19 protein-coding genes are annotated in these 23,189 nt (G+C 75.4%); 9 read left to right on the plus strand and 10 right to left on the minus strand.

What is annotated here, in order from left to right; genetic code table 11:
• Positions 1-394 precede the first annotated feature (394 nt).
• Entirely contained in the window at positions 395-1,939 is a 1,545-nt protein-coding gene (locus ACIF8T_RS25445) for a peptidoglycan-binding protein (protein WP_400038388.1), read from the plus strand.
• Positions 1,940-2,197: 258 nt separating this feature from the next.
• Here the strand turns inward: ACIF8T_RS25445 and ACIF8T_RS25450 are convergent, their stop codons facing one another.
• On the minus strand, positions 2,198-5,986 hold the full coding sequence (locus ACIF8T_RS25450; RefSeq protein WP_400038389.1) for a CHAT domain-containing protein: 3,789 nt from the start codon (positions 5,984-5,986) through the stop codon (positions 2,198-2,200).
• 167 nt (positions 5,987-6,153) lie between these two features.
• Here ACIF8T_RS25450 and ACIF8T_RS25455 point away from each other — a divergent pair, with 167 nt between their 5' ends.
• Both ACIF8T_RS25455 and ACIF8T_RS25460 read left to right on the plus strand, forming a co-directional pair.
• On the plus strand, positions 6,154-6,558 hold the full coding sequence (locus ACIF8T_RS25455; RefSeq protein WP_400038390.1) for a hypothetical protein: 405 nt from the start codon (positions 6,154-6,156) through the stop codon (positions 6,556-6,558).
• Between the two features lie 3 nt (positions 6,559-6,561).
• Positions 6,562-7,494 (plus strand): hypothetical protein, encoded by a 933-nt coding sequence (locus tag ACIF8T_RS25460; protein ID WP_400038391.1) that lies wholly within the window; start codon positions 6,562-6,564, stop codon positions 7,492-7,494.
• 72 nt (positions 7,495-7,566) lie between these two features.
• Here the strand turns inward: ACIF8T_RS25460 and ACIF8T_RS25465 are convergent, their stop codons facing one another.
• Entirely contained in the window at positions 7,567-8,508 is a 942-nt protein-coding gene (locus tag ACIF8T_RS25465) for a LysR family transcriptional regulator (protein ID WP_400038392.1), read from the minus strand.
• A 76-nt stretch (positions 8,509-8,584) separates the two neighbouring features.
• Between ACIF8T_RS25465 and ACIF8T_RS25470 the strand changes: the two genes are divergently transcribed.
• On the plus strand, positions 8,585-9,304 hold the full coding sequence (locus ACIF8T_RS25470; protein WP_400038393.1) for a hypothetical protein: 720 nt from the start codon (positions 8,585-8,587) through the stop codon (positions 9,302-9,304).
• 67 nt (positions 9,305-9,371) lie between these two features.
• Here ACIF8T_RS25470 and ACIF8T_RS25475 read toward each other — a convergent pair whose 3' ends face one another.
• Complete coding sequence (locus ACIF8T_RS25475) at positions 9,372-10,301, minus strand: NAD(P)-dependent oxidoreductase (protein WP_400038394.1); 930 nt, start codon at positions 10,299-10,301, stop codon at positions 9,372-9,374.
• A gap of 131 nt (positions 10,302-10,432) precedes the next feature.
• On the opposite strand from ACIF8T_RS25475, the gene ACIF8T_RS25480 reads away from it, so the two are divergent.
• From ACIF8T_RS25480 to ACIF8T_RS25490, 3 genes are all read left to right on the plus strand, one after another.
• A complete protein-coding gene (locus tag ACIF8T_RS25480; protein WP_400038395.1) occupies positions 10,433-11,026 on the plus strand; it encodes a TetR/AcrR family transcriptional regulator in 594 nt (197 codons plus the stop codon).
• A gap of 120 nt (positions 11,027-11,146) precedes the next feature.
• Positions 11,147-11,671, plus strand: coding sequence for a hypothetical protein (locus tag ACIF8T_RS25485; RefSeq protein WP_400038396.1), 525 nt, complete (start codon positions 11,147-11,149; stop codon positions 11,669-11,671).
• 183 nt (positions 11,672-11,854) lie between these two features.
• The gene (locus tag ACIF8T_RS25490) at positions 11,855-13,837 is read left to right on the plus strand and encodes an amino acid transporter (protein ID WP_400038397.1); all 1,983 of its coding nucleotides are present in this window, start codon (positions 11,855-11,857) and stop codon (positions 13,835-13,837) included.
• 229 nt (positions 13,838-14,066) lie between these two features.
• Here ACIF8T_RS25490 and ACIF8T_RS25495 read toward each other — a convergent pair whose 3' ends face one another.
• From ACIF8T_RS25495 to ACIF8T_RS25520, 6 genes are all read right to left on the minus strand, one after another.
• On the minus strand, positions 14,067-14,399 hold the full coding sequence (locus ACIF8T_RS25495; RefSeq protein ID WP_400038398.1) for an STAS domain-containing protein: 333 nt from the start codon (positions 14,397-14,399) through the stop codon (positions 14,067-14,069).
• Positions 14,396-15,736, minus strand: coding sequence for a PP2C family protein-serine/threonine phosphatase (locus ACIF8T_RS25500; RefSeq protein ID WP_400038424.1), 1,341 nt, complete (start codon positions 15,734-15,736; stop codon positions 14,396-14,398). Before ACIF8T_RS25500 ends, ACIF8T_RS25495 begins: the two co-directional genes overlap by 4 nt.
• Entirely contained in the window at positions 15,736-16,539 is an 804-nt protein-coding gene (locus ACIF8T_RS25505; protein ID WP_400038399.1) for an alpha/beta fold hydrolase, read from the minus strand. Before ACIF8T_RS25505 ends, ACIF8T_RS25500 begins: the two co-directional genes overlap by 1 nt.
• A 139-nt stretch (positions 16,540-16,678) precedes the next feature.
• Positions 16,679-17,911: a serine hydrolase domain-containing protein gene (locus tag ACIF8T_RS25510; protein WP_400038400.1), complete on the minus strand. Its 1,233-nt coding sequence runs from the start codon at positions 17,909-17,911 to the stop codon at positions 16,679-16,681.
• Between the two features lie 89 nt (positions 17,912-18,000).
• Positions 18,001-18,708, minus strand: coding sequence for a B3/4 domain-containing protein (locus ACIF8T_RS25515; RefSeq protein ID WP_400038401.1), 708 nt, complete (start codon positions 18,706-18,708; stop codon positions 18,001-18,003).
• A 35-nt stretch (positions 18,709-18,743) separates the two neighbouring features.
• A complete protein-coding gene (locus ACIF8T_RS25520; RefSeq protein WP_400038402.1) occupies positions 18,744-19,391 on the minus strand; it encodes an FMN-binding negative transcriptional regulator in 648 nt (215 codons plus the stop codon).
• Positions 19,392-19,680: 289 nt separating this feature from the next.
• Between ACIF8T_RS25520 and ACIF8T_RS25525 the strand changes: the two genes are divergently transcribed.
• A complete protein-coding gene (locus ACIF8T_RS25525) occupies positions 19,681-20,262 on the plus strand; it encodes a helix-turn-helix domain-containing protein (protein WP_400038403.1) in 582 nt (193 codons plus the stop codon).
• Positions 20,263-20,510: 248 nt separating this feature from the next.
• Here the strand turns inward: ACIF8T_RS25525 and ACIF8T_RS25530 are convergent, their stop codons facing one another.
• Positions 20,511-21,548: a saccharopine dehydrogenase family protein gene (locus ACIF8T_RS25530; RefSeq protein WP_400038404.1), complete on the minus strand. Its 1,038-nt coding sequence runs from the start codon at positions 21,546-21,548 to the stop codon at positions 20,511-20,513.
• Between the two features lie 111 nt (positions 21,549-21,659).
• On the opposite strand from ACIF8T_RS25530, the gene ACIF8T_RS25535 reads away from it, so the two are divergent.
• Positions 21,660-22,649 (plus strand): helix-turn-helix domain-containing protein, encoded by a 990-nt coding sequence (locus ACIF8T_RS25535; protein WP_400038405.1) that lies wholly within the window; start codon positions 21,660-21,662, stop codon positions 22,647-22,649.
• Positions 22,650-23,189 lie beyond the last annotated feature (540 nt).

A 23,189-nucleotide genomic window follows, 5' to 3' on the forward strand; every position in this document is an offset into this window, starting at 1 on the left:
GCCGTGTCTCCGACCGGGAACATAACCGATGCCCCGCAGCCGCACGGGGCCCGTGGGACCGGACGGCTCCTCGTCCCGTCCGTCCGGTCGTGCCCCCGCCGGCAGGAGCACGCTCGGCCCGGTGACCGGCCACCGCCGGAGACGCCCGTGCTGCGGGTGCGCTTCACCACCGAGGACGGCTCGCGGGTCCGCGTCGCCGCGGGCGGCCGGGTGTCCCGGGACGGGAACCCGGTCCGCTCCGTCCGCACCTGCTGACCGCTCACCGCGCACCGCGTCCCGGCGCCGGAGGCAGGCGGAAAGCACCGTTGACGCGGTCCCGGGCGACCGGTTCAGTGGTCGGGCGCCGCCCGGCGCGAACCGCCCGGTCACTCCAGCGCTCCCCGACGGAGGCCTCGTGAGAAGACGTACGGCACCGATACGGCACACCGCCCTGGCGGCCCTCACCTCCGCCCTCGCCCTCACCCTGACGGCCGTCGCGCCCACCGCCCAGGCCCGGCCCGCGCCCGCGACCGTGGCCGCCGCCTTCACCCGGGCGGCCGCCGAGTTCGACGTCCCGCGCGACGTCCTGGTCGCCGTCGGCTACGGCGAGAGCCGTCTCGACGGCCACGACGGACGGCCCAGCCAGGCCCGCGGCTTCGGCGTGATGCACCTGGTGGACAACCCGCGCCGGCACACCCTGCGGGAAGCCTCCGCCCTCACCGGCGTCCCCGCCGACGTGCTGCGCCGGGACACCGCCGCCAACATCCGCGGAGGCGCGGCCGTCCTGCGCGCCCGCGCCGACGCGGCCGGACTCACCGCCGCCCGGCGCGCCGATCCCGCCGCCTGGTACGAGCCGGTGGCACGCTACGGCGGCGCCGACGACCCGCGCACCGCCCGCTTCTATGCCGACGGCGTCTACGACCTGCTCGCCCAGGGCCTGACCGCCCGCGCCGAAGACGGCTCCGCCGTCACCGTCCGCCCCGACCCCGTCCAGCCCGACCGCGGCGCCTACGCCGACGCCTCCCCGCTCGCCGCGGCCCCCGACTACCCGGCCGGCCTGTGGGTGCCGGCCAGCACCGCCAACTACGCGGTGGGGCGCACGGCCTCGATCACCACGGTCGTCATCCACGTCACCCAGGGCTCGTACGCCGGCGCCATCAGCTGGTTCCAGAACCCCTCGGCCCAGGTCAGCGCGCACTACGTCGTCCGCTCCTCGGACGGCCAGGTGACGCAGACGGTCCGCGAGAAGGACACCGCCTGGCACGCCCGCTCCGGCAACCCCTACTCCGTCGGCATCGAGCACGAGGGGTACGTCGACCAGCCCGCCTGGTTCACCGACGCCCTGTACCGCTCGTCCGCGGCACTGACCCGGTCCATCGCCGACCGCTACGGCATCCCCAAGGACCGGGCGCACATCGTCGGCCATGCGGAGGTCCCGGGCAACGACCACACCGACCCCGGACCGTACTGGGACTGGAACCGCTACATGGAACTGGTCGGGGGCAGTGCGGGCGGTGACGTGCAGCTCGGCTTCCCCTCGTACACCACCCTGCGCACCGGGTCCACCGGGGACCAGGTCAGGGCCGCGCAGTGGCTCCTGAACGCCCAGGGCTTCAACGCCGGGGCGGTGGACGGGCAGTTCGGCTCGGGCACGGAGGCGGCGGTCCGCTCGTTCCAGACGGCACGGCAGCTGACCGCGGACGGCGTGGTCGGGCCGCGCACCTGGACGGCGCTGCTCTCGGCGGGCTCGCGTCCGGTCATCGGCCAGGGCGCCTCCGGCGAGGCCGTCCAACGCCTCCAGCGGGCGCTGACCGCGGCCCTGGCCCGTACCGTCACCGCGGACGGCCTCTTCGGCCCCACCACCGCGCAGGCGGTACGCGACTACCAGAGTTCCCGCGGTCTGACCGCGGACGGCGTCGTCGGCGCCGCGACCTGGAGCGCGCTGCAGGCCGGCCGCTGAACACCGGACCACGACCCGGGGGCCGGACTCTCCGGCCCCGGCACCCGGTCCCAGGCACCCGGCCGCAGGCGCCCGGCCGCGGGCGTCACTCCCGCCGGGCGGTCACGCCGGACGGCGGCGCCCGCCCTTGGCCGCCGGGCCTCGGGACCGGCGGGTCGTGACCCGCGTACGGGGCCGCCGGCCCGCGCTCGTCCGGCTCCGGAGGGTCCGGCCGGCGCGGCGCCGGCCGCCGTCCGCCCGTGTTCCGGAACGGCGTGCTCAGGCACCGGCGTGGAGGTAGGCGGCCCACAGGAAGGGGATGCGGGTCCGGTCGACCTGTCCCGGCAGGTCGTGGCCGTCGCGCACGCCGCGCACGGCTTGGTGCAGGGCCCGGGCCGCGCGGCCGGTGTCGATCGTTCCGTCGGGTGTGCGCAGGTGGGCGTAGAAGGAGTCGGCGACGGTGACGGCGATCCCGTCGTCGATCTCCCACAGGGTGCCCACGACGTGCGGGAAGCCGGCGAGTTGGAAGGCGGAGGTCAGGTGGATGGCCTCGTCCGTCAGGCCTGCCGCGTCGACGGCGGCGGTGCGGCAGGCGGACAGGTAGGCCAGTTGAGCCCGGTCGAGGCGGACCGGGGCGAGGCTGGCGACGGTGAGCGGATCGCCGGCGTGGTCGTGAAGCAGCAGCAGGCTCTTCGACGGGTCGGTGGGGTCGCTCGCGCCATGGCAGGCGAAGTGCACGATGGAGCAGTCCGGCAGGTGTCCCAGGACGTTGTCCTTCGTCGGCGTGCGATCCGGGAGGCCGTGGGAACCGCCGTCGACGGAGTCGGGTTCCAGCAGCACGACGGGGTCGGGGAGATGCCGGTGCAGCGTGGCCACTTCCGCGCCGACGTGCGGCAGGCGGCCCCGATCGGGCAGGCCGGGGGTGGTGGGCATCGCGACGACCAGCGCCCGGGCGGGTGCCGCCGGGACCGGGGTGTGCCGGCGGGCGTGGCGCAGCGCGCGGACGGTGGGCGTGTGGGAGGAGACGACCCGGTCCATGACGGTGCGCCGGGCGGGGTCGTCGGCCGGATCGGTGTGGTGGCCGGCGGCCGCCAGGGGCAGCAGTCCCAGCAGCCCGCCCGGCGCCCACCACACCCGCGGCCAGTCGGTGTCCGACGGCGGCCGGCGGTGGTGCCCCAGCGCTTCCAGCACAGGCCCGGCGGCGGCGTCCCACAGCCACTCCAGGACGTGGCTCATGACGGCCTGCGCCTCGCGCCGCTGCTCTCTGCTCTCGCCCGAGGTCGCGGTGCGCAGCGCCTGCCGGAAGGAGGTGACCGTCTCGGTCACGGCGTCGGCGGTGAGCCGGGGAAGCTCCAGGGCAAAGATGCCGTCCCGGGTGAGCAGCAGGGCGTCGCTGCGGTAGCCGCTGATGTTGAACACCACGACCGGGCCTTGGTCCGCCTCGGCGAGGAGTTCCTCAGTGGCGGGCGGGAGGGCGAAGGAGGCGAACCCGTCCAGGCTGCGGATCTCGGCCAGGGTCTCGGCGAACTCGCGGGCCAGCCGGTGCCGGTCGCGCACCGCATGCTCCGGCCGCGCCGCGAGGGCCTCCGCCTCCTCGCGCCGGGCGGTGGGACCGGCGGTGCCGGAGGGCTGGTCGATGCGGTCGCGCAACCGGACGAACCGCGCGGCCAGATCGGGGTGCCGGTGGGTCAGTTGGGTGAGGTCGCCGCGGGCGTCCAGTGCCTGGCCGAGCAGGACCGCCCGCCCTGCCTCCAGCAACCGCAGCGCCCGGGTGGCGCGTTCGCGCGCGCTCCCCCGGGGATCGGCCAGAGCCAGCGCGGCCGCGTCCCCGGCCAGGCCGGCGAAGCCGCCGAGCGCGTACTGCTGATCGCCCCGCTCCAATCGGCGGGGGGCCGCCTCGGGCAGCAGCCGCACGGCGGCCTCCGCCGCATCCGCCGCCCGCCCGGGTTCGGTCTCCGCGAGCAGCCCGGCCACCGCGCGGGCCGCATGGATCCGGGGTGACGGTGCCGCCGAGGCCACTTCCCACGCCCCGGTGAGGGCGGACACCGCCGCGTCCAGGTCCGCCCGGTCGCCGGTGTGCCGGAACCGGGCCCGCAGGGAGGCGCCCAGGCCGGACAGGTGCGTCGCACGCTCGGGGTGGTCGGCGGGGGTGGCCTCCACCGCGGCCCGGCCCGCGGCGACGGCTCGGTCCAGGTCCGCCCGGTCCCCGGTGCGCTCGGACCGGCCCCTCAGCGCGTGCCCCAGGTGGTTGAGGTACATGGCGCGTCGGGGATGGTCGGTCGGTGCGGCCTCCACCGCGGCCCGGTGTCGCTCGATGGCCTCGTCCGCATCCGCCCGGTCCCCCGTGCGCCCGAACCGCTCCTGCAACGCGCCCCCCAAGTTGGACAGGTAGAGCGCGCGGGAAGGGTGGTCGGCGGGGAGGGTCTCCACCGCGGCCTGTCCGATGGTGACGGCTTCGTCCAGATCCGACCGGTCCCCGGTGCGCACGAACCGGGCTTGGAGCGCGATCCCCAGGTTGTTCAGGTACAGCGCGCGGTCGGGGTGGTCGGCGGGAGTGGCCTCCACCGCGGCCCGGTACCGGTCGACGGCCTCGTCCAGGTCGGCGCGGTCCCCGGTGCGCTCGAACCGCTCCTGCAGCACGCTGCCCAGGTTGGACAGGTGGTCGGCCCGCGCGGGGTGGTCGGCGGGGGTGTCGCGCACCGTCTCCCGGAGGTGGTCGACGGCTTCGTCCAGGTCCGCCTGGTCCCCGGTGCGCTTGAACCTGGCCACCATCGCGAGCCCCAGGTTGTTCAGGTGCCTCGCCCTGGCGGGGTGGCCGGCCGGAGTGTGCCGCACCGTCTCCCGGAGGTGGCCGACGGCTTCGTCCAAGTCCGGCTGATCCCCGGTGCGCCCGAATCGGGCGTGCAGCGCGCTTCCCAGGTTGTTCAGGTACAGCACGCGGTCGCGGTGACCGGCGGGCGTGGCCTCCACCGCGGCCCGGTGCCGGTCGACGGCTTCGTCCAGGTCCGCCAGGTCCCCGGTGCGCTCGAACCGGTTCTGCAGGGCGAGCCCCAGGTTGTTCAGGTGTGCCGGGCGGTCCGGGTGGCCGGTGGGGGTGGCCCGCACCGCGTCCCGCCCGGCGGTGACGCTCCGGTCCAGATCCGCCGGGTCCCCGGTGCGCTTGAACCGGCTCTGCAGGGCCGTGGCGAGGTTCGACAACGGGATCGCCCGGCCGGGGTGGTCGGTGGCGGTGGCCTCGAGTGCGGCCTGGAGACACGCGATGGCTTCGTCCAGGTCCGCCTGGTGCCCGATGCGTTCGAACCTGCTTCGCAACGCGGTCGCCAGGTTGGACAGGTGCACCGAGCGGTCGGGATGGTCCGCGGCGGTCACCTCGACCGCGGCCCGAAGGCAGTCGACGGCTTGGTCCAGGTCCGTCAGGTGCCCGGTCCGCCCGAACCGGTCCCGCAGGGCGAGTCCCAGGTTGGACAGTTCCAGCGCGCGGTCGGGGTGGTCGGCGGGAGTGGCCTCCACCGCGGCCCGGTACCGGTCGACGGCCTCGTCCAGGTCCGCCAGGTCCCCGGTGTGCCCGTACCGCGTCATCAACGCGAGCCCCAGGCTGGACAGATACGCCGCCCGGTGACGGTGGCCGGCGGGGACGGTGTGCGCGATGCGCCGCCACACCTCCACGGCGGAGGAGCACGGACCGGGGTCGGTGGAGTCGAGCGCCTGCCTCAGCAGGTCGGAGGCACGCGGCGCCGCGCCCTCGGCGAGCAGCGGCAAAAGAGGCCGGGGCAGGAAGTCCTCCCCGGCACCGGCGAAGAAACAAGGGGTGAGCATCTGCACGGCGACGCCGAGATCCGCGTTCTCCTCACCGCCGGGCAGGTCAAGGACCGCTGTGTAGCGGTTCCAGTGGAACCAGCCGAGCGCATGGCAGACCTCCAGGTCCAAGTCTCCGGAAGGGGCGCGGAGGTGTTCCATGAGCTGCTCGTGTTCGGCGAGCGCCTGCGGTTCCAGCAGCAGGATGTGATCACCGGTTCCCTGGAATCGCCGCATCCGGGCCCAGACCGCGGCCAGCCGTTCCTCACGCACCCCGCCCCTCCTTCGCCCGCCTTCTCCGCGTGATGCTATGCGCACCGTCCGTCGTGGGAAGGGGAGTTGCTCCGATACGCTCGCCGTGCCGGGGCCGGGTGCGACCACAGCGCGCGGGAGCGGCAGGCCGGGGGGAACCGGTGACACGATCAGCGGGGAGGGGATCCATGCCCGAGGCGTCCGACGGGGCGGAGGTCGTGGCGGAGCGGCTGGCGGTGGTCTGCGCCCATCTGGCGCAGATCCGCAGGGATGTGCGGGAGGGGCCGGGCGGCGACGAGACTCCGGTGGACCTGCTGTTGGCCACCGCGCGGGACGGCGGGGACGTCGCGGGTCCGCTGGCGGTGCTGCACGCGGTGCTGCAGGCCGGTGGAGACCCCCAGGGACTGGACGGCTACACCGGCACGGGGGCGGCCACCCGCGGGGTGCGGCCGGCCGGGATCAGCGACCGGCCGGCCGAGACCGTGTACCTGTGCCCGGCCGGCCGGTGCGCGCGCCACTGGTGGCCCCGGGCCACCGCCGCGGTACCGCACTGCGCGATCAGCGGCGCCGCCCTGCGCCGGGAACGGCTCTAGCCGGTGGGCGGCCTGCTGACGGAGCTCGGCAAGAAGATCGCCGAGCGGTGGTTGTCCCTGCTGGTCCTGCCCGGCGCCCTCTACCTCGCGGTCGTCGCCACCGCCTGCGCGCTCGGCCACACCCACCCCTTCGACCTGTCCCGCCTCACCGGACGGGTCACCGCCTGGGCCACCCTCCCCGCCGTCGGCACGGTCGGCGGCGGGGCGGTGCTGCTGGCCGCGGTGCTGGCCGGCGCCGCCGCGGCGGGTATCGCCGCCCAGGCCCTCGGCTCGGCGGTCGAACGGTTGTGCCTGGCCGTCGACTGGTTCGCCTGGCCGCGCCCGTTCCGCCTGTGGGCCGCCTGGCACACCGGCCGCCGACGCCGCCGCTGGGCTGCCGCCGCCCGCGTCTGGCACCGCGCTCGCGAGGACGCCGCCCGCGCCCTGGCCCGCGGCCGGCGGACCGACTCCGCCGCACGGCAGGCCGCCGAGCACGCCCTGACCCGCATCGCGCCGGAGGAACCCGCCCGCCCCACCTGGAGCGGCGACCGCCTCAACGCGGTGGCCGTACGCCTGGACCGCGATCTGCACCTCGACCTGGCCGCTGTCTGGCCCCACTTGTGGCTGGTCCTGCCCGAGGAGACCCGGGCGGAGATCACCGCCGCCCGCCGGGCGCTCGCCCGCGCCACCGTCCTGGCCGCCTGGTCCCTGCTCTACCTGCCCCTCACCGTCCGGTGGTGGCCGGCCGCCCTGATCACCGTCATCGTCGCCCTCACCGCCCGGGTCCGGACCCGCGCCGCCACCGACACCTACGCCCTGCTCCTGGAGGCCGCCACCCGTCTGTACGCCCGCGACCTCGCCGACCGGCTCGGCCTCGGCCCCGGCGAACCCCTCACCCCCGAGACCGGCGACACCCTCACCCGCCACCTGACACCCAGTCCGCCGCCCCTCGGATGAGCGCCCGGTCACGGTGAGGCAGGATGCCGGGCCGCCGGCGTCCGCACGTGGTTCCCGGTCCCGGCCGGACGGTCATGCCTCACCCCGGCGCGCCGCGGCGGACGGCTGCCGCGGCGGGTCACCGGTGCGGCCCGGCCGGCCCAGGGCGGCGGCGAGTTCCGCGGCCGGGGCGGTGGGGACGCGTGGGTGGAGCAGCTCGGTGCGGTGCACGAGCCGCGGGGAGGAGAGCGGCACGGCGGTGACACCCGGCACTCCGCGAGCCCTGCCCAGGGCAGCCGTGGTGAGCCCGGCTCCGGCGGCCACCAGGGCGCCGAGCGCCTCGAAGTCGCTTCCTTCGTAGGTGAGTCGGTGTCCGAAGCCGTCGCACAGGGCCACGGCCCGCAACTGGCTCAGAGGCACGGCGGCGTCCGGGGCGTCTATCCAGCGGGCGGCGGCGAGGTCGGCGAGCCGCAGCGCGGGGCGCCCGGCGAGGGGGTGGTCGCCGGGCAGCAGGACGGCAAGGGGTTCCTGGGAGAGGGGGAACGCGGTCAGCGGTCCGGCTTCGGGCAGGTGGAGCGGGTCGCTGGGCGCCGCCGCGCCGTCGACGAGGGCCGCGTCGGCCGCCCCGGTCAGCACGGCCCGTACCGCTTCGGTGGCGCCGCACACCCGGACGGAGGCCGTGCGCCGCGGTGCCGCGGCGCGGACGCGCACCACCGCGTCCGCGACGGCGGGGGTCAGCGCGCCGGGCGTGCAGGCCACCGTGAGCCTTCCGGGCCGCGGCCGCCGCAGGCGCGCGATGTCGGCCCGGGCCGCGTCCAGCCGCAGCAGCAGCGGCCGGGCGTGCTCCAGCAGCCGCTCGCCCGCCTCGGTCGCGGCGACCGGGCGGCGGGTGACCAGCCGGGCCTCCACGTCCGCCTCCAGGGCGGCGATGTGCTGGGAGACGGCGGACTGGGTGTAGCCCAGGTGCCGGGCCGCGGCGGAGAAGGAGCGGTGGTCGACCACCGCGACGAACGAGCGCAACTGCTGCGGGTCCATGGCCATCAGTGTTGCTGATGCCCGGTGCAGGAATCATCGTTGGACGCGTTCGGGGCGGGCGGCCGAGGATGGCCGCATGACCTACACGGCCCGGATCGCCCTGGTGGGCGACCGTTCTGCGCATGTCCGTTCCCACACCCGGGTCCCCGTCCTGCTCGACGTCCTGCGTGAGCGCGACGGCCTGGAGCTGGACGCCTACTGGATCCCCACGGAGGACGCCTCCGACGCCGCGTCCCTCGCCGCGTTCGACGCGATCTGGGTGCTGCCCGGCAGCCCTTACCGCAGCGAGGCCGGCGCGCTCACCGCCATCCGGACCGCCCGGGAAGGCTGCATCCCGTTCCTGGGCACGTGTGCCGGCTTCCAGCACGTCCTGCTCGAGTACGCCCGCACCGTGTGCGGCCTGTCGGCGGCGCGGCACGCGGAGAACGCTCCGGACACCCCGGCCGAGGACGCGGTGGTGGTGCCGCTCGCCTGCTCCCTGGTCGGCCACGAGGGCGTGATCGAGCTGACCGCGGGCTCGCGGGCCGAACAGCTCATCGGCGCCGAGCGGTCCGTGGAGCGCTACCACTGCGACTACGGTGCCAATCCGCGCCATGTGGAGGCGCTGCGCGAGCACGGCCTGCGCTTCACCGGGGCGGACACCGACGGCGAGGTGCGCATCGCCGAGCTGCCCGGCCACCCGTTCTTCCTCGCCACCCTCTTCCAGCCGGAACTGGCCGGCGACGGCAGCCGCCCCCACCCCCTCGTCCGCGGCTTCGCGGCCGCCGCGGTCGCGCACGCGGCGGCGCGCGTGTGACGGGGTCCGCGGTACCCGCGGACGGACGTGTCCTCGCGGTGCCCGTCCGGAACCCGCCGGCGAGGCGCTACCGGTCGGGCGTGCTCCCCCGGCCGGCGGCCGGTCCCGGGACGGGAGCCGTGCCGGCGGTGCCGGTGCGGGACTCGATCGCGCGGAGCACGGCCACCATGTCCTGCCCGCCGTGCCCCAGCGACACCGTCTCCTCGAACAGGGCGTGGCAGACGTCCAGCAGCGGGGAGGCGAGACCGCGGGCGCGGGCGGCCCGGGCGATCAGCCGGTTGTTCTTCAGGACGTCGTGGACGGCGGCCTGGGCCGTGAAGTCGCCGGCGAGCAGCTTGGGCGCCTTCGTCCGGGACACCCCGCTGGCCATCGGGCCCGCGTCGAGGACGTCCAGGAACAACCGCCGGTCCAGTCCGTGCCGTTCGGCGAAGTGGAACGCCTCGGCGAAGCCCGTGACGAGCGTGATCAGGAAGAGGTTCACCGACAGCTTCGTCACCAGCGCGTCGGGGACGGGCCCGCACACGAACGTCTCGTGGCACAGGGGCGCGAGCAGCGGCCGTACGCGCGTCACCGTCTCCTCGTCGCCGGCGAGCATCGCCACCAGGCGTCCCCGCTCCGCCGGGACACGGGATCCGGAGACGGGGGCCTCGGCGTACCGGCCGCCCGCCGTGCGGATGTCGGCCTCCAGGGCACGCGAGTGCTCGGGCGGGACCGTGCCCATCTGGACGACGGTCCGCCCGGCGACCCGCGGCCCGAAGTCCGGGGTGCCGCGCGCCAGGACGGCGTCGGTGGCGTGCTCGTCGGCCGTCATCAGGAGGACCACGTCCGCCCGCTCGAAGACCTCGGCCGGGCCGGACGCCACGTGGGCGCCGGCCGCGCGCAGCGGTTCGGCGCGGGCGGCCGTCCGGTTCCAGACGACGAGGGGCGTGGCGGAGCGGGCCAGCCTGAGCGCCATCGGCTGCCCCATGATCCCGAGACCGATGAATCCGACGTCCATGGTGCACCGCCCTGTGCGGGGAGCCCTGCTGCCGCAGGACACTTCTATGACGACGGTCATAGTAGCCGCGTCCATGACGGTCGTCATAGGGTGAGGCGCGGATCGACGCGCGACACGGGAGGGTGGTCGGGATGGCCGGGGCCGAACGGGGTCCGCGCGAACGGATGGTGTTCAGTGCCGCCCAGCTCATCCGGCGCGACGGCGTGGGGGCCACGGGGATGCGGGACGTCGCCGCCCACGCCGGGGCGCCCCGCGGCTCGCTCCAGCACTACTTCCCCGGCGGCAAGGAACAGCTGGTGAACGAGGCCGTGGACTGGGCGGGCCGGTATGCCGCCGGGCGTGTCGCCCGGTTCCTGGCGGGCCTGGCCGAGCCGACGCCCGGCGGCCTGTTCGCCGCGATGGCCCGCCAGTGGACCGACGAGTACGAGACCGGCGGTTTCGCCTCCGGCTGCCCGGTCGCCGCGGCGACGGTGGACTGCGCCGGGTCCACCGCCTCGACCCGGCAGGCCGCTGCCGCCGCCTTCGCCGCCTGGACCGGTGCCGTGGCCCAGGCGCTGGCGGGCCTGGGCGTGCCGCCGGAGCGGACCGGACCGCTCGCGACACTGATGATCAGCTCCCTGGAGGGGGCGATCCTGCTCGCCCGCGCGGAGCGGGACGTCCGCCCCCTGACGACCGTCGTACGCGAACTGGGCCCGCTGCTCGACGCCGCCGCGACCGCGGCCTGACCGCCGGCCGCGGCGGCGCTCCCCCGCGCGGCCCAGAAATACGCAGGCAGTGCATCCGGCGCGCGTCCTGTCGTGTCCGCTGCCGTCCGTACCGGGACGGCCCGACGGAAAGGCGGCCGAGTGCCGGACGTGTACGGGTTCATGCTGGACGCCGGGTTGAGCAAGGCTTTCGACGTGTGGGCCGGCTGTCTCGACGCCCGGACGAGTGAGGACCCCCGGGCCCGCGCCCGACTGCGCGCTCTGCTGGAGTCGGCCCGCGCGGCCGCCGCCGAGGGCGATGCCGCAGAGGCGCGTGCCCAGGTGGCCGAGCTGTACGACGAGGCCGCGGAAGCCGCCCTGCCCTGGGCCCCCTCGCCGCCCCGCCCCTGCGAGGCGGACGGGCAGGCGCGCGACTATGCCAAGGACGCGCTGCGGCACGTGCTCCCCGTGGACCTGCGCGAGGAGCTCGACACCGTCGCCCTCCACCTGCGCGTCACGACCCGCCGCCTCCTGGCCGCTCCCGGCCTCGACGCCGCCTCCCGCGAGGACGTCGTCCACCTCGCCGCCCGCGCCGGAATGGCCCTCGATCTCGCCCACCCGACGGCGGCGCGCCACCAACTCGAACGTCTCCAGGCGGTGGCGCGCCGCTGGGGCCTGGAGTCCTGAGAGGCCTCCGCCACCCGGCATGCCCCGGTGCCGGCGCGTGAGGTGCGTCACCGGCTGGACAGGCGTGCGATTCGGAGCGGGGACGGCGCGCGTGGCGGCCGCATACTCGGTGATCGTCGCGGGGCCGCGGGAACGACGGCCGCGGCTCCGTTCCGTTGATCCGGGCAGGAAGGGCAGGAGCAGATGAGTGACGGGAAGCGGCCGATAGTTCCGGAGGTGGTGGACAGTCCCGCCTCACCGGCGCCGCCGACGGGGAAGGCGGCGCGATGGCTGCTGCGCCACCGGGTGCAGCCGGTGGGACCGGCGGCCGCGGAGAGCCACACCGACTCGCAGCCCTGGTGGAAGGTGATGTGCCTGACCGGGGTCGACTACTTCTCCAGCCTGGCCTACGTGCCGGCGATCGCCGCGCTGGCCGCCGGTGCCGTCTCGCCCCTGGCGACGCTGCTGATCGTGGCGTTGACGTTGCTGGGGATGCTGCCGATGTACCGGAGGGTGGCCAAGGAGAGCCCGCACGGCGCGGGGTCGGTGGCCATGCTGGAGGACCTGCTGCCGTTCTGGTGGGGCAAGCTGTTCGTGCTCGTCCTGCTCGGCTTCGTGGCCACGTCCTGGATCATCACCATCACCCTGTCGACGGCGGACGCCTCGGTGCACGTGATGGAGAACCCCTTCTTCCCGGCCGTCCTGCACGGCCACGAAGTCGCCCTGACCGTGGCCCTGCTGCTGGTCCTGGGCGGTGTGTTCCTGCTGGGGTTCAGCGAGGCGGTCAGTGTCGCCATCCCGCTGGTCGCCGTCTTCCTGCTGCTCAACGCGGTCGTCGTCGCCGTCGGCCTGGTCCACGTGTTCACGACGGACGGCGCGCTGTCGGCCTGGACCGACGCCCTCGCCGACGGCGGCGGGGGCTTCGGCGACGTGGCCGGTCCGGCGCTGCTGGCCTTCCCCCTGCTGGTGCTGGGCCTGTCGGGCTTCGAGACCGGTGTGAGCATGATGCCGCTCGTGGCGGCCGACGGCGCCGACGCCGAGCAGCGGCTGCGCGCGAGGGTCCGCAACGCCCGCCGGCTCCTGACCACCGCAGCCGTGATCATGAGCGTCTACCTGCTGTCCGCCAGTTTCGTGACCACCGTCCTCATCCCCGAGGACGCGTTCGAGCCCGGTGGCGCGGCCAACGGCCGGGCGCTGGCCTGGCTGGCCCACGAGCACGTCGGCGAGGCCTTCGGCACCCTGTACGACATCAGCACCATCCTCATCCTCTGGTTCGCCGGCGCCTCGGCCATGGCGGGGCTGATCAACATCGTTCCCCGCTACCTGCCCGACTACGGCATGGCCCCCGAGTGGGGACGCGCGGTCCGTCCGGTCGTCCTCGTCTACACCGCCCTGTGCGTCCTCATCACGATCGCGTTCGACGCCGACGTCGACGCCCAGGCCGGCGCCTACGCCATCGGGATCCTGGCCATGATGGTCTCCGGCGCGTTCGCCGTCACCGTCTCCGTCGCGCGCGGCCGCCGACGCGTGGCCACCGCCGGCTTCGCCGTGCTCACCGCGGTCCTGCTGTACGCCCTGGTGGCCAACATCGTCGACAAGCCCGACGGCATCGCCATCTCCGGCTTCTTCATCATCGGCATCGTCGCCGTGTCGCTGGTCTCCCGCGTCGCGCGCACCACCGAACTGCGCGCCGACCGCATCGTCTTCGACGAGGCCGCCCGCCGGTTCCTCGGCGACACCCTCGCCCACGACAACGCCATCAACATCATCGCCAACCGCCGCCAGACCGGCGACCTCGCCGAGTACAGCGCCAAGGAACGCGAACAGCGCGGCACCAATGCGGTGCCGGGCCCGGCCGACGTGCTCTTCCTGGAGATCGACGTGGTCGACCCGTCCGACTTCAGCGAGACGCTCACCGTCCGCGGCGTCGAGGTCGACGGCTACCGCGTCCTGCGCGCCGAGGCGCCGGCCGCGCCCAACGCCATCGCCGCCGTCCTCCTGGCCCTGCGCGACGCCACCGGCGTGCGGCCGCACTGTTACTTCGCGTGGGCCGAGGGCAGCCCTCTGGTGCACATGTTCCGCTACTTCCTGCTCGGCCGCGGCGACACCGCACCGGTGACCCGCGAGATCATCCGCAGCCACGAACCCGACCCCGACCGCCGCCCCGGCATCCACGTGGGCGGCTGACCCCCGGGCGGCGCGGGCGGGATGCCGTTCTCCCGTCCGCGCCCGGTCCGTTCCGGCCGCCGCGGGCCCGGGACGGACCGGGGCGGACGGGAGTGCCGGTCACACGGGGCGTCTCCCAGGACGGCCGACGTGAGGGATCCTGTCCCCTTCGCCCCTGCCCACGTCGTTCCCTTCGCCCCTGCCCACGCCTCTTCGGTGGCGGCCGGCCGCGGTGCGGACCGGTGGCGCCTCAGCCGTCGGCCGCGCCACCGGGCCGGACGGTGAAGACCTGGTCGAGGCCGATGAGGGCCATGACGCGCTGGAGGTTGGGGGGCACGGCGGCCAGGACGATGTCGGCGCCCGCGGCCAGGGCACGCTGGCGGGCGGCCAGCAGGGCGGTGATGCCGGTGGAGTCGCAGAACGCGAGACCGGACAGGTCGATCACCAGGCACTGACCGGAGGTCAGCGGCAGGGCGTCGACGTGGTGGCGCAGGGCGGCCGCACGGTCGAAGTCGAGTTCGCCGGCCACGTGCAGGACGGGGCCGGACGGGGCGTCGCGGTGGGTGATGGTCAGCGGGCTCATCGGTGTTCTGTTGCCGGGCGGGTGGAGGGAGGGGAGGCGGGGACCCCGAGGGCGAGCAGGGCCGTGTCGTCGTCCAGGCCGTCACCGAACCCTCGCAGCAGCTCGGTGAGCGCGCCGATCAGCTCGCGCGGCGTGCTGGGCGCGTGGTCGGTGGCGAAGGCGTACAGGCCGTCCTCGCCGTACAGGTCGTCACGGCGGGGGCCGGTGCGGGCCTCGGTCAGGCCGTCCGTGTAGAGCAGCAGCGTGTCGCCGGGGGCGAGGGTGGTCTGCGCGGTGCCGGTCGGGACCGTGGGCAGGACGCCGACGAGCATGCCGCCGGGGGTGGGCAGTAATTCGGCGTGGCCGGCGGCCCGCAGGACGAGCGCCGGGTGGTGCCCGCCGGACGCCAGGCGAACGGTGGTGTGCCCGTGGTCGCCGCCGGGTTCGATGATCCCGAAGACGCAGGTGCAGTACCGGGGGTTGCCGCCGGCGGTGTACCGCTCGTGCAGCACGGCGTTCAGCGTGGTGAGGGCCGCGCTGGGCTCGGGGTCGTGGTGGGCGGCGGCCCGCAGGGTGTAGCGGGTCAGCGAGGTGAGGGAAGCGGCCTCGGGGCCCTTGCCGCACACGTCGCCGAGGAAGAACGCCCACCGGTCGCCGGCCACGGGGAACAGGTCGTAGAAGTCGCCGCCGAGCCGGTCGGGCGAGGCCGTGTGGTAGTGGACGGCCGTCTCCAGTCCCGGCACGTCCGGCAGCGACGTGGGGACCAGGGACCGCTGCAGCACGGCGAGGGCGTCCGTGAGCCGGGCCCGGTCGGCCTCGGCCTGCCGGCGGGCCTCCTCCGCCTCGGCGCGGGCGCGTTCCGCCTCGGCGCGGGCCTGTTCGGCCTCCTGGCGCCGGCGCAGCAGCTCCCTCTCGTAGGCGCGCCGGTCGGAGGCGTCGAAGACGGTGGTGCGGATCAGCAGCGGTTCGCCCTGCGAGCCGTGCTTGACCAGGGAGGAGACCAGCACCGGCAGCCGGCCGCCGTCGTGCGTCCTCATCTCCAGGGCGATGCCCCGCAGTTCGCCCTGCATGCGCAGCAGCGGCGCGAAGTGCGTCTCGTGGTACAGCTTGCCGCCGACGGTCAGCAGGTCCGCGAAGCTCTTACGGCCGACCACGCTCGCGCGGTCCAGGCCGAGCCAGTCCAGCAGCGTCTGGTTGATCTTGGCGATGGTGCCGTCCATCAGCGTGGACAGGTAGCCGCACGGCGCCGACTCGTACAGGTCCTCCGCGCTGTCCTCCAGCAGGGCGGTGAACACGGCGTCCGTGCTCGCCTCGCCCCCGGTGCCGGCGGGTTCGGGCGCGCCGCCCGGGTGGCACATCACCGCAGCGACTTCAGGAAGTCGAGGATCGCCTCGCTGGTGGCCTCCGGGGCGCTGAGCTGCGGGCAGTGTCCGGTGGCGTCGAGGGTGACCAGGCGCGAGGAGGGGATCGCGGCGTGCACGAAGGCGCCGACCTCCCGGGGTGCGATGACGTCCTCGGAGCACTCCAGCACCAGGGTCGGCACGGTCACGCCCCGGAGGTCGGCGCGGCTGTCGGTCAGGAAGGTGGTGCGGGCGAAGACGCGGGCGATGTCGGGGTCGGTGGCGCAGAAGCTGTTGGTCAGTTCCTCGCCCAGTTCCGGCCGTTCCGGATTGCCCATGATCACCGGAGCCATGGCGGACGACCAGCCGAGGTAGTTGGCCTCCAGGGAGGCGAGCAGTTCGTCGATGTCCTGCGCGGTGAAGCCGCCGCGGTAGCCGTCGTCGTCGATGTAGCAGGGCGAGGGGCCCACCATCACCAGGGCCCGCAGCCGCTCCGGCGCGGCCTTGACCGCCAGCACGCCGACCATGGCGCTGACCGAGTGGCCCACGAACACCGCCTGCCGCAGGTCCAGCTCCTCGCAGACCTCCAGGACGTCCCTGGCGTAGCCGTCGAGCGAGGAGTACCGCTCCTCGCTCCAGGCCGACAGGTCCGATCCGCCGGACCCGACGTAGTCGAACAGCACCACCCGGTACCGCTCCGCCAGCGAGGGGACGACCAGGCGCCACATGTTCTGATCGCAGCCGAACCCGTGCGCCAGGATCACCACCGGTGCGTCGGGTGAGCCGGTCACGGTCACGTTGTTCCTCCGGCGGATGTCCATGGGGGCCATCCTCGCACGTCACCCGACCTGCCCCGGGGGCGCCCCCGGGGCGGGGTGTCCACCGCACCGGGCCCTGACGGCGGTACGGCCCGTGCGTCCGGCCTCGCCGCCCGCGGCGGGAGGGCCGGCGCGGCGCGCGTCACCCTGCCCGCCGCGCGGGGTTCGCCGCACACAGCGCGTGGTCGACGAGGGTGGTGACACCCCGGATCTGGCGTGCGGCGGTGGCCTCGTCGCCGGGGCGGCTGTGGACGGTGACCGTGATCGCGGTGCGGCCGTCCGCGGTGGCCGCGGGCCAGGCCACGGTGCCGAAGCTGCTGCCGCTGTGACCCCAGTACCCGCCGCCGCAGGACAGCGGGGTCCAGAAGAGTCCCAGCCCGTCGCGTGTCCCCGGTACCTCTCCGGGCCGGTCGGGCACCGTGACGGTCCGCCGCATCTCGGCGAGCTGCTCGGGGGCCAGCAGTCTGCCGCCCAGCAGGGCGGAGAGGAATGCGTTCGTGTCCGTGGCCGTGCTGATGACCGACCCGTCGGCGTCCCCGTCGAACGGCAGGTAGGCACGGGTGGTGTCGGTCATCGGTCCGCCCGGCGCGAACTGCTGGTAGTTGCGGGCGTGCGGGCGCGGGAGGAACGGGTCGTCGCCCGGTGCGAAGGTGTGCGTGAGCCGCAGCGGCCGCAGGATCCGGGCGTGGACCTCCTGTTCCCAGGACCGGCCGGTGACCGCTTCGATCACCAGGCCCGCCAGGACGTAGTTGGTGTTGGAGTACTCCCAGCGCGTGCCGGGCTCGAACGACGGCGGGTGCGACAGGGCGAGAGCGATGCGCTGCTCGGAGGTGTGGGTGGTGCCGCGGTTCTCGCGGTACCCGGCGGGGCTGAGGTCCGGGACGACGTCCTGGATGTAGTCGGGCAGCCCGCTGGTGTGCTGCAGGAGCTGGCGCAGGGTCACCCGGCGGCCGTCGGCGCCCGCGCCCCGGACCACGCCGGGAAGCCACCGCTCCACGGTGTCGTCGAGGGACAGCCGTCCCTCGCCCACGAGCTGGAGCAGGACGGTCGCGACGTAGGTCTTGGTCGTACTGCCGATCCGCACGTACCCGTCGCGGGGTACGGGGTCCCCGGTCCGCAGGTCCCCGACCCCGCTGCGCACGGCACGCACCCCCTGCGGTGTCCGCATGCGCACCGACACACCGCTCACCCCCGCGTCCCGCAGGGCGTCGGCGTCCCGCTGCAGCAGCCGTGCGAGGCCGGGCGAAGCACTCGGGACGGCCGCCGCGGCCTGCCCCGGGCCGAGCGTGGCGAGGAGGGCGAGGGCGGCGGCTACGAGGGCGGCGGTGGTCCGGCCGGGGCGGTGGCCGGTACGCGCGGTGCGTGTGATCGGCATGGGGCCACCCTAGGAACGCGTGCGCGCCAGGGCCATCCGGTGGGCCCGAGGTCCGGCCGGGGGGTTTGCCCCAGGTCGGGCGGGAGCCGTCAGACCGCGTCCTCGGGGTGTGCGGCGCCGAGGTACCGCACGGCGGTCCGCTCGGCGTGCGGGGCGAGCAGGCCCCGCAGTTCCTCCGCCGCCACCTCGAGGAGGTCGCCGTCGCGGGCGGCGTGGAGGGTCTCGAGGACGAAGGCGACGCGGGCGGAGTCCTCGGTGACGCGGGTGCGGTGGGCGTCGCGGTGGTTCCAGTGGCGGGTGAGGACGCCGGCGGTGTCCGCGTAGATGATCTCGCCGGGCTTGGGCGTCTCCACGGTGCCGGGTTCGCCGAGCGGGGTGAACTCCTCCGTGCCCCGCGCCGGGCGGATGTCGACGTCGCCGGTGACGTGGTCCAGGTCGAAGGCGCCGGCGGGGAGGCCGTGGCGGACGGAGACGGCGTTGTAGGAGTCGACGGCCGGGTTGATGCGCGGCAGGGTGCCCTTCTTGGCCATGCGGCGGCCCAGGGCGTCGACGCTGGGGCGGACGCGGCGGGGGTTGGTGCCGAAGGAGCGGTAGGCGGTGTGCCAGGCCTCGATGCGCGGGTCGCTCTCGTCGGCGGGCCGCCAGGTGCCGTCGGCGAGTCGCCGCTCCAGGTCGTCGAGGGCCGCGGCGGTGTCCGGCCACGGTTCGCGGCCGCGCAGGCCGGTGGCGGTGACCAGGGCGACGAGGGTGCCGGGGAAGGCGGCGGCGACGGGGGCGGTGATGCGGAAGGCGGTCACGGGCGGTGTTCCGTTCGTGCGTCGGGGCGGGGTGATCAGGGCTTCCAGGGGCCGGTGCGGTCCACGCGGCGCAGCTGCCGGCGGGCGGCGGGTACGTCCAGGCCCCGGGCGCGGGAGGCGAGCCGCCCGGCGACGTCGGTGCGCTGCTCGACGGGCTTGTGGTCGTCGTACTTGAACTTGGCCCGCACGTCGGTGACGTCCAGGCGCAGGCCGCGGATGCCGGGCAGCATCCGCCCGTACGGGGGCCGGTCCACGGCGACGGGGGCGTGGTCGCCGTCGGGCTGGAAGTGGGCGAGCTGGCGGCGCAGCAGGTCGGCCTTGGCTTCGGGGTCGTCGACGACGTGGGCGCGGCAGGTGAACTGGACGGCGGTGTAGTAGCTGGTGGGGACGCCGTCGGTGGGCGGGGTGCCGGGCTTGGCGCGCCAGGGGCCGGGGACGAAGGCGTAGTCGCCGAAGACGGTGAAGGTGACGTGCGGGTCGTGCTCGATCGCCTTCCAGACCGGGTTGGGGCGGGCGAGGTGGATGAGGAGCCGGTGCGCGTCGGCGGTGAAGTGGGTGGGGACGGTGACGGGCGCGTGGCCGGGCGGGCCGTTGACGCTCAGGAGGCCGAAGTCGTGGCCGTCGGCGATCCAGGTCTGCCACTCGGCGTCGTCCAGGCAGGCGTCCCAGGGCTGGATGAACATGCGGTTCTCCGGGGTGGTCGTGCGGTGCGGCGGGTCAGGTGAGGGCGAGGAGTCCGACGGCGGCCGTGCCCTGGCCGGCGATCAACGGGGCCACCCCCGCTGCCGGGGGGCGCCCGGTGCAGGAAGACGGGTGGCGAGGGAGCCGCCCAGGGCAGGCGGCAGAGCGATCACGCGTACGTCCCCTAGGATGAGCAATGGAACGACCAGACCGTACAGCGAAACGACCGCAGTGTGTCAACCGAACGACCGGGGGGTGCATTGCAGCGACTACTCGGGGAAGGGTGACCGGATGGCCGGGACAGAGGCCGCGCTGCGCTCGCTGGCGCACAACGTCAGGGCGGCCCGCACCCGTGCCGGCCTGTCCCTGGACGAGCTCGGCCGGCGCGCGCAGGTGAGCAAGGGGGCCCTGGTCGCCCTGGAGAAGGCGCAGGGCAATCCGAACTTCGCCACCCTGGTCCGGCTCGCCGACACGCTCGGCGTCTCCGTGTCGGCCCTGCTGGAGGGACCGGCGCAAGGGCGGGTCCGCGTCGTGGCCGCGGACGCCGTCATGCCGCTGTGGGCCGGGGAGAAGGGCAGCGAGGCCCGGCTGATGCTCACCACCTCCGGCCCGGCTCCGGTCGAGGTCTGGCGCTGGAGACTGGAGCCGGGCGAGGAGTACCCCAGCCATCCCCATCAGGCCGGGGTCGTGGAGACCGTCAGCGTCACCGACGGCCGGATGACCCTCGTCGTCGACGGGACGGAACACTCCGTCGAAGCCGGGCAGACCGCCGCCTTCGACGGGACCGTCCCCCACACCTACCGCGGCGCCGGGACCGGGACGTGCCACCTGATCATGACCGTTCACCTGCCGCCGGGGCCCGGCGCCGCGTAGGGGGATGCCGCGGGGCGGGGCGGGTCCGTCCCCGCGCGGCCGTCGGGCCGCCTCAGGGACCGTGCGAGGAGGGCGTGAACGCGTCGGCCCGGCCCGCCCGGCGGACGCCGGTGCGGGGCCCTTCGCGAAGTGCCCGGCGCGCGTGGGCCCGGTCCCGCACCCTCACCCCGCCGGCGGCAGCACGCGGGCCGGTTCCCTTCCGCTCCCTCGGCGTCCGTCGGCACCGGCTCGCCCACCCGCCGGAACCCTCACAGGACGTCGGCGGGCAGTTCCACCGTGACGTGCGGGGACAGCGCGCGCAGGAAGTCGGGGGCGTCGAAGACCTCCCCGGCGGAGACGACGCCGACCGCGCGGGTGCGTCCGGTGAGGACGCGGTCGACCGCCTCCACCACCAGGGGCGCGGTGACGGCGTAGATGTCCCGGCCGCGGGCCACGGCGCGCCGTTCGGTGTCGCCCGAGCGCACGACGACGTCGACGAGGAAGGTCTGCGCGGACCGGCCGCGCTCGTCGACCGCGGCCGGCGCCGGCGCGTCCGGGGCGACGACGTCCCGGGCCGCCTCGACGGTCATGTAGGTGCACACGTCGGGGATCGACAGGTGGCTGGGCAGGGTCACGACGTCGGCCATCGTGAACTCGCCGATGACGGGCCGCGGGCCCACCGGGTCGGGGAAGGACCAGGTCAGGGTCGGCGGGGCGTCGTGGCGGTACTCCAGCCGCCCGCCCGAGCGGCGGACGCGCCGGCCGTCCCGCCGCTCCCGGGAGACGGCTCCCGACACACGCGTCCCGGCCGTCGGGTGCCAGCTGCTCAGCGCGTACGCGACGTGCGCCTCGTCGGCCGCCGTCCGGTCGCCCATCGCCGCGGTGGCCAGCAGGTCGCCCAGGCCGCCGAAGAAGGCCATCGCCGGGACGACCACCGCTCCCGCCTCCCGCGCCCGGTCCGCGAAGTGCGTGAAGGTGTCGACGTTGGCCTCGATCTCGGCCGCCACGTCCAGGTACGGGATCCCGGCGCGCAGCGCCGCCTCGATCACGGGGGCGGCCGTCGCGGCGAAGGGCCCGGCGCAGTTGATCACGGCCGCCGCGCCGGCCAGCGCGCGGTCGAGCGCGGCCGGGTCGTCCGCCGACGCCGGGCGGCCCTCCAGCCCGGTCCGGTACGCCAGTTCCTTCAGCTTGCCGGCGTCACGGCCGACCAGCACGGGCAGGAACCCGCGCTCCCGCAGCTCCGCCACCACGAACCGCCCGGTGTGCCCGTACGCGCCGAACACCGCCACCGTCTGACCCGGTCCCATGGGTACTCCCCCGCCCTCGATCGATCCCTCGCGCTCCGTCACGGACATCCTGGCGACAGCCGGCACCCCACCGCGACTGTCCGGAACGCCACGCCCCGTACAATTCCGGACATGACCACTGTCGCGCTCGCCGTCACCGAGGGCGTGCTGCCCTTCGAACTGGCCCTGGCCTGCGAGGTCTTCGGGGCCGACATGACCGGAGTGGTGGACCCCTGGTACCGCTTCTCGGTCTGCGGACCGGACGCCGTGCGGATCGGCCGTTTCCGGCTGGAGCCCGACCACGGACTCGACCGTCTCCCCCGGGCCGACACCGTGATCGTCCCGGGCTGGGCCGACGTCGACCGGGACCCGCCGGCCGAACTGGTCGACGCGGTGCGCGCGGCCCACGCGGCGGGCGCGCGCGTGGCCTCCCTGTGCACGGGCGCCTTCGTGCTGGCCGCCGCCGGCCTGCTGGACGGCAGGCGTGCGACGACCCACTGGGCACACGCCCGGGAACTGGCCGAGCGCCACCCCCGGGTGACGGTGGACCCCGACGTCCTCTACGTGGACGACGGCAGCGTGCTCACCTCCGCCGGCAAGGCCGCCGCCATGGACCTGTGCCTGCACCTGGTCCGCCTCGACCACGGCTCGTCGGCCGCCAACACCCTCGCCCGCCGCCTGGTCGTGCCGCCGCACCGGGACGGCGGCCAGGCCCAGTTCGTGACCACCCCGGTGCCCGCCCCGGGCAGCCATCCGCTCGCCGGCCTCCTCCCCTGGGTGATGCAGCGCCTGGACCGTCCGCTGACCGTGGAGGACCTGGCCCGCCAGGCACGGATGAGCTCACGCAACCTGGGCCGCCACTTCCGGTCGGTGACCGGCACGACCCCGCTGCAGTGGCTGCTCACCCAACGGATCCGCCGCGCGCAGGAGTTGCTGGAGACCACCGACGACACCGTCGACGCCATCGCAACGGCCACCGGCATGGGCACCGCCACGACACTGCGCCGGCACTTCCACCGGACGGTCGGGGTTCCGCCGGACACCTACCGCCGCACCTTCCGCACCCGGACCCGCACCGGCCCGGACCCCGACGGCCGGGGGCACCGGCGCCCCGGGGCCTGAGGAGCGGGCGGCCGCTCCCGCACCATCCGGCCGCGGCCACGGATGCGGCGGTCCTCGGCCGCGGCCCGTGACCCGGGCCTGCTCGGGTCTGCTCGGGCCCGCTCGGTGCGGCCTCGGCGAGGGAGGGCCTCCCGCCGTCGCCCGGGACCGCCTCGCCGGTCCGTCCGCCCGCTTCCCGGTGCCGGGCCCCGGTGCGCCGCTCCCCCGACCGGCCGAGCCCGGCGCCCCGACCCACGACCGGCCGGGCCCGGCCCGCCGTCCGGATCGGTCTTCCGGCGGGCGGAGTACGGTTCGCCCGTGTCGCTTCCCTCGTCGGTGACGACCGGTTGCGTCGCCGGTGCGGTCGGACGAGACGCCGGGGCCTTCCCGCCGAGGACCGGGACCGAGGGCGGGCGCCCGGCGGACGGTCTACCGCCAGGAGCCGGGAGCGGCCGGCGCCGGGGCCGGAGCGTCCCGCGGGCCGCTCGGGCGTCTCGCCCGTGCCCGGTGACGACGCCGTGGGCACTTCCTCACGACTGCGGTCACGGCGGCGGAGGGCGC

The sequence above is a fragment of the Streptomyces sp. NPDC085946 genome, from assembly GCF_044540485.1.
Classification (GTDB): Bacteria; Actinomycetota; Actinomycetes; order Streptomycetales; family Streptomycetaceae; genus Streptomyces.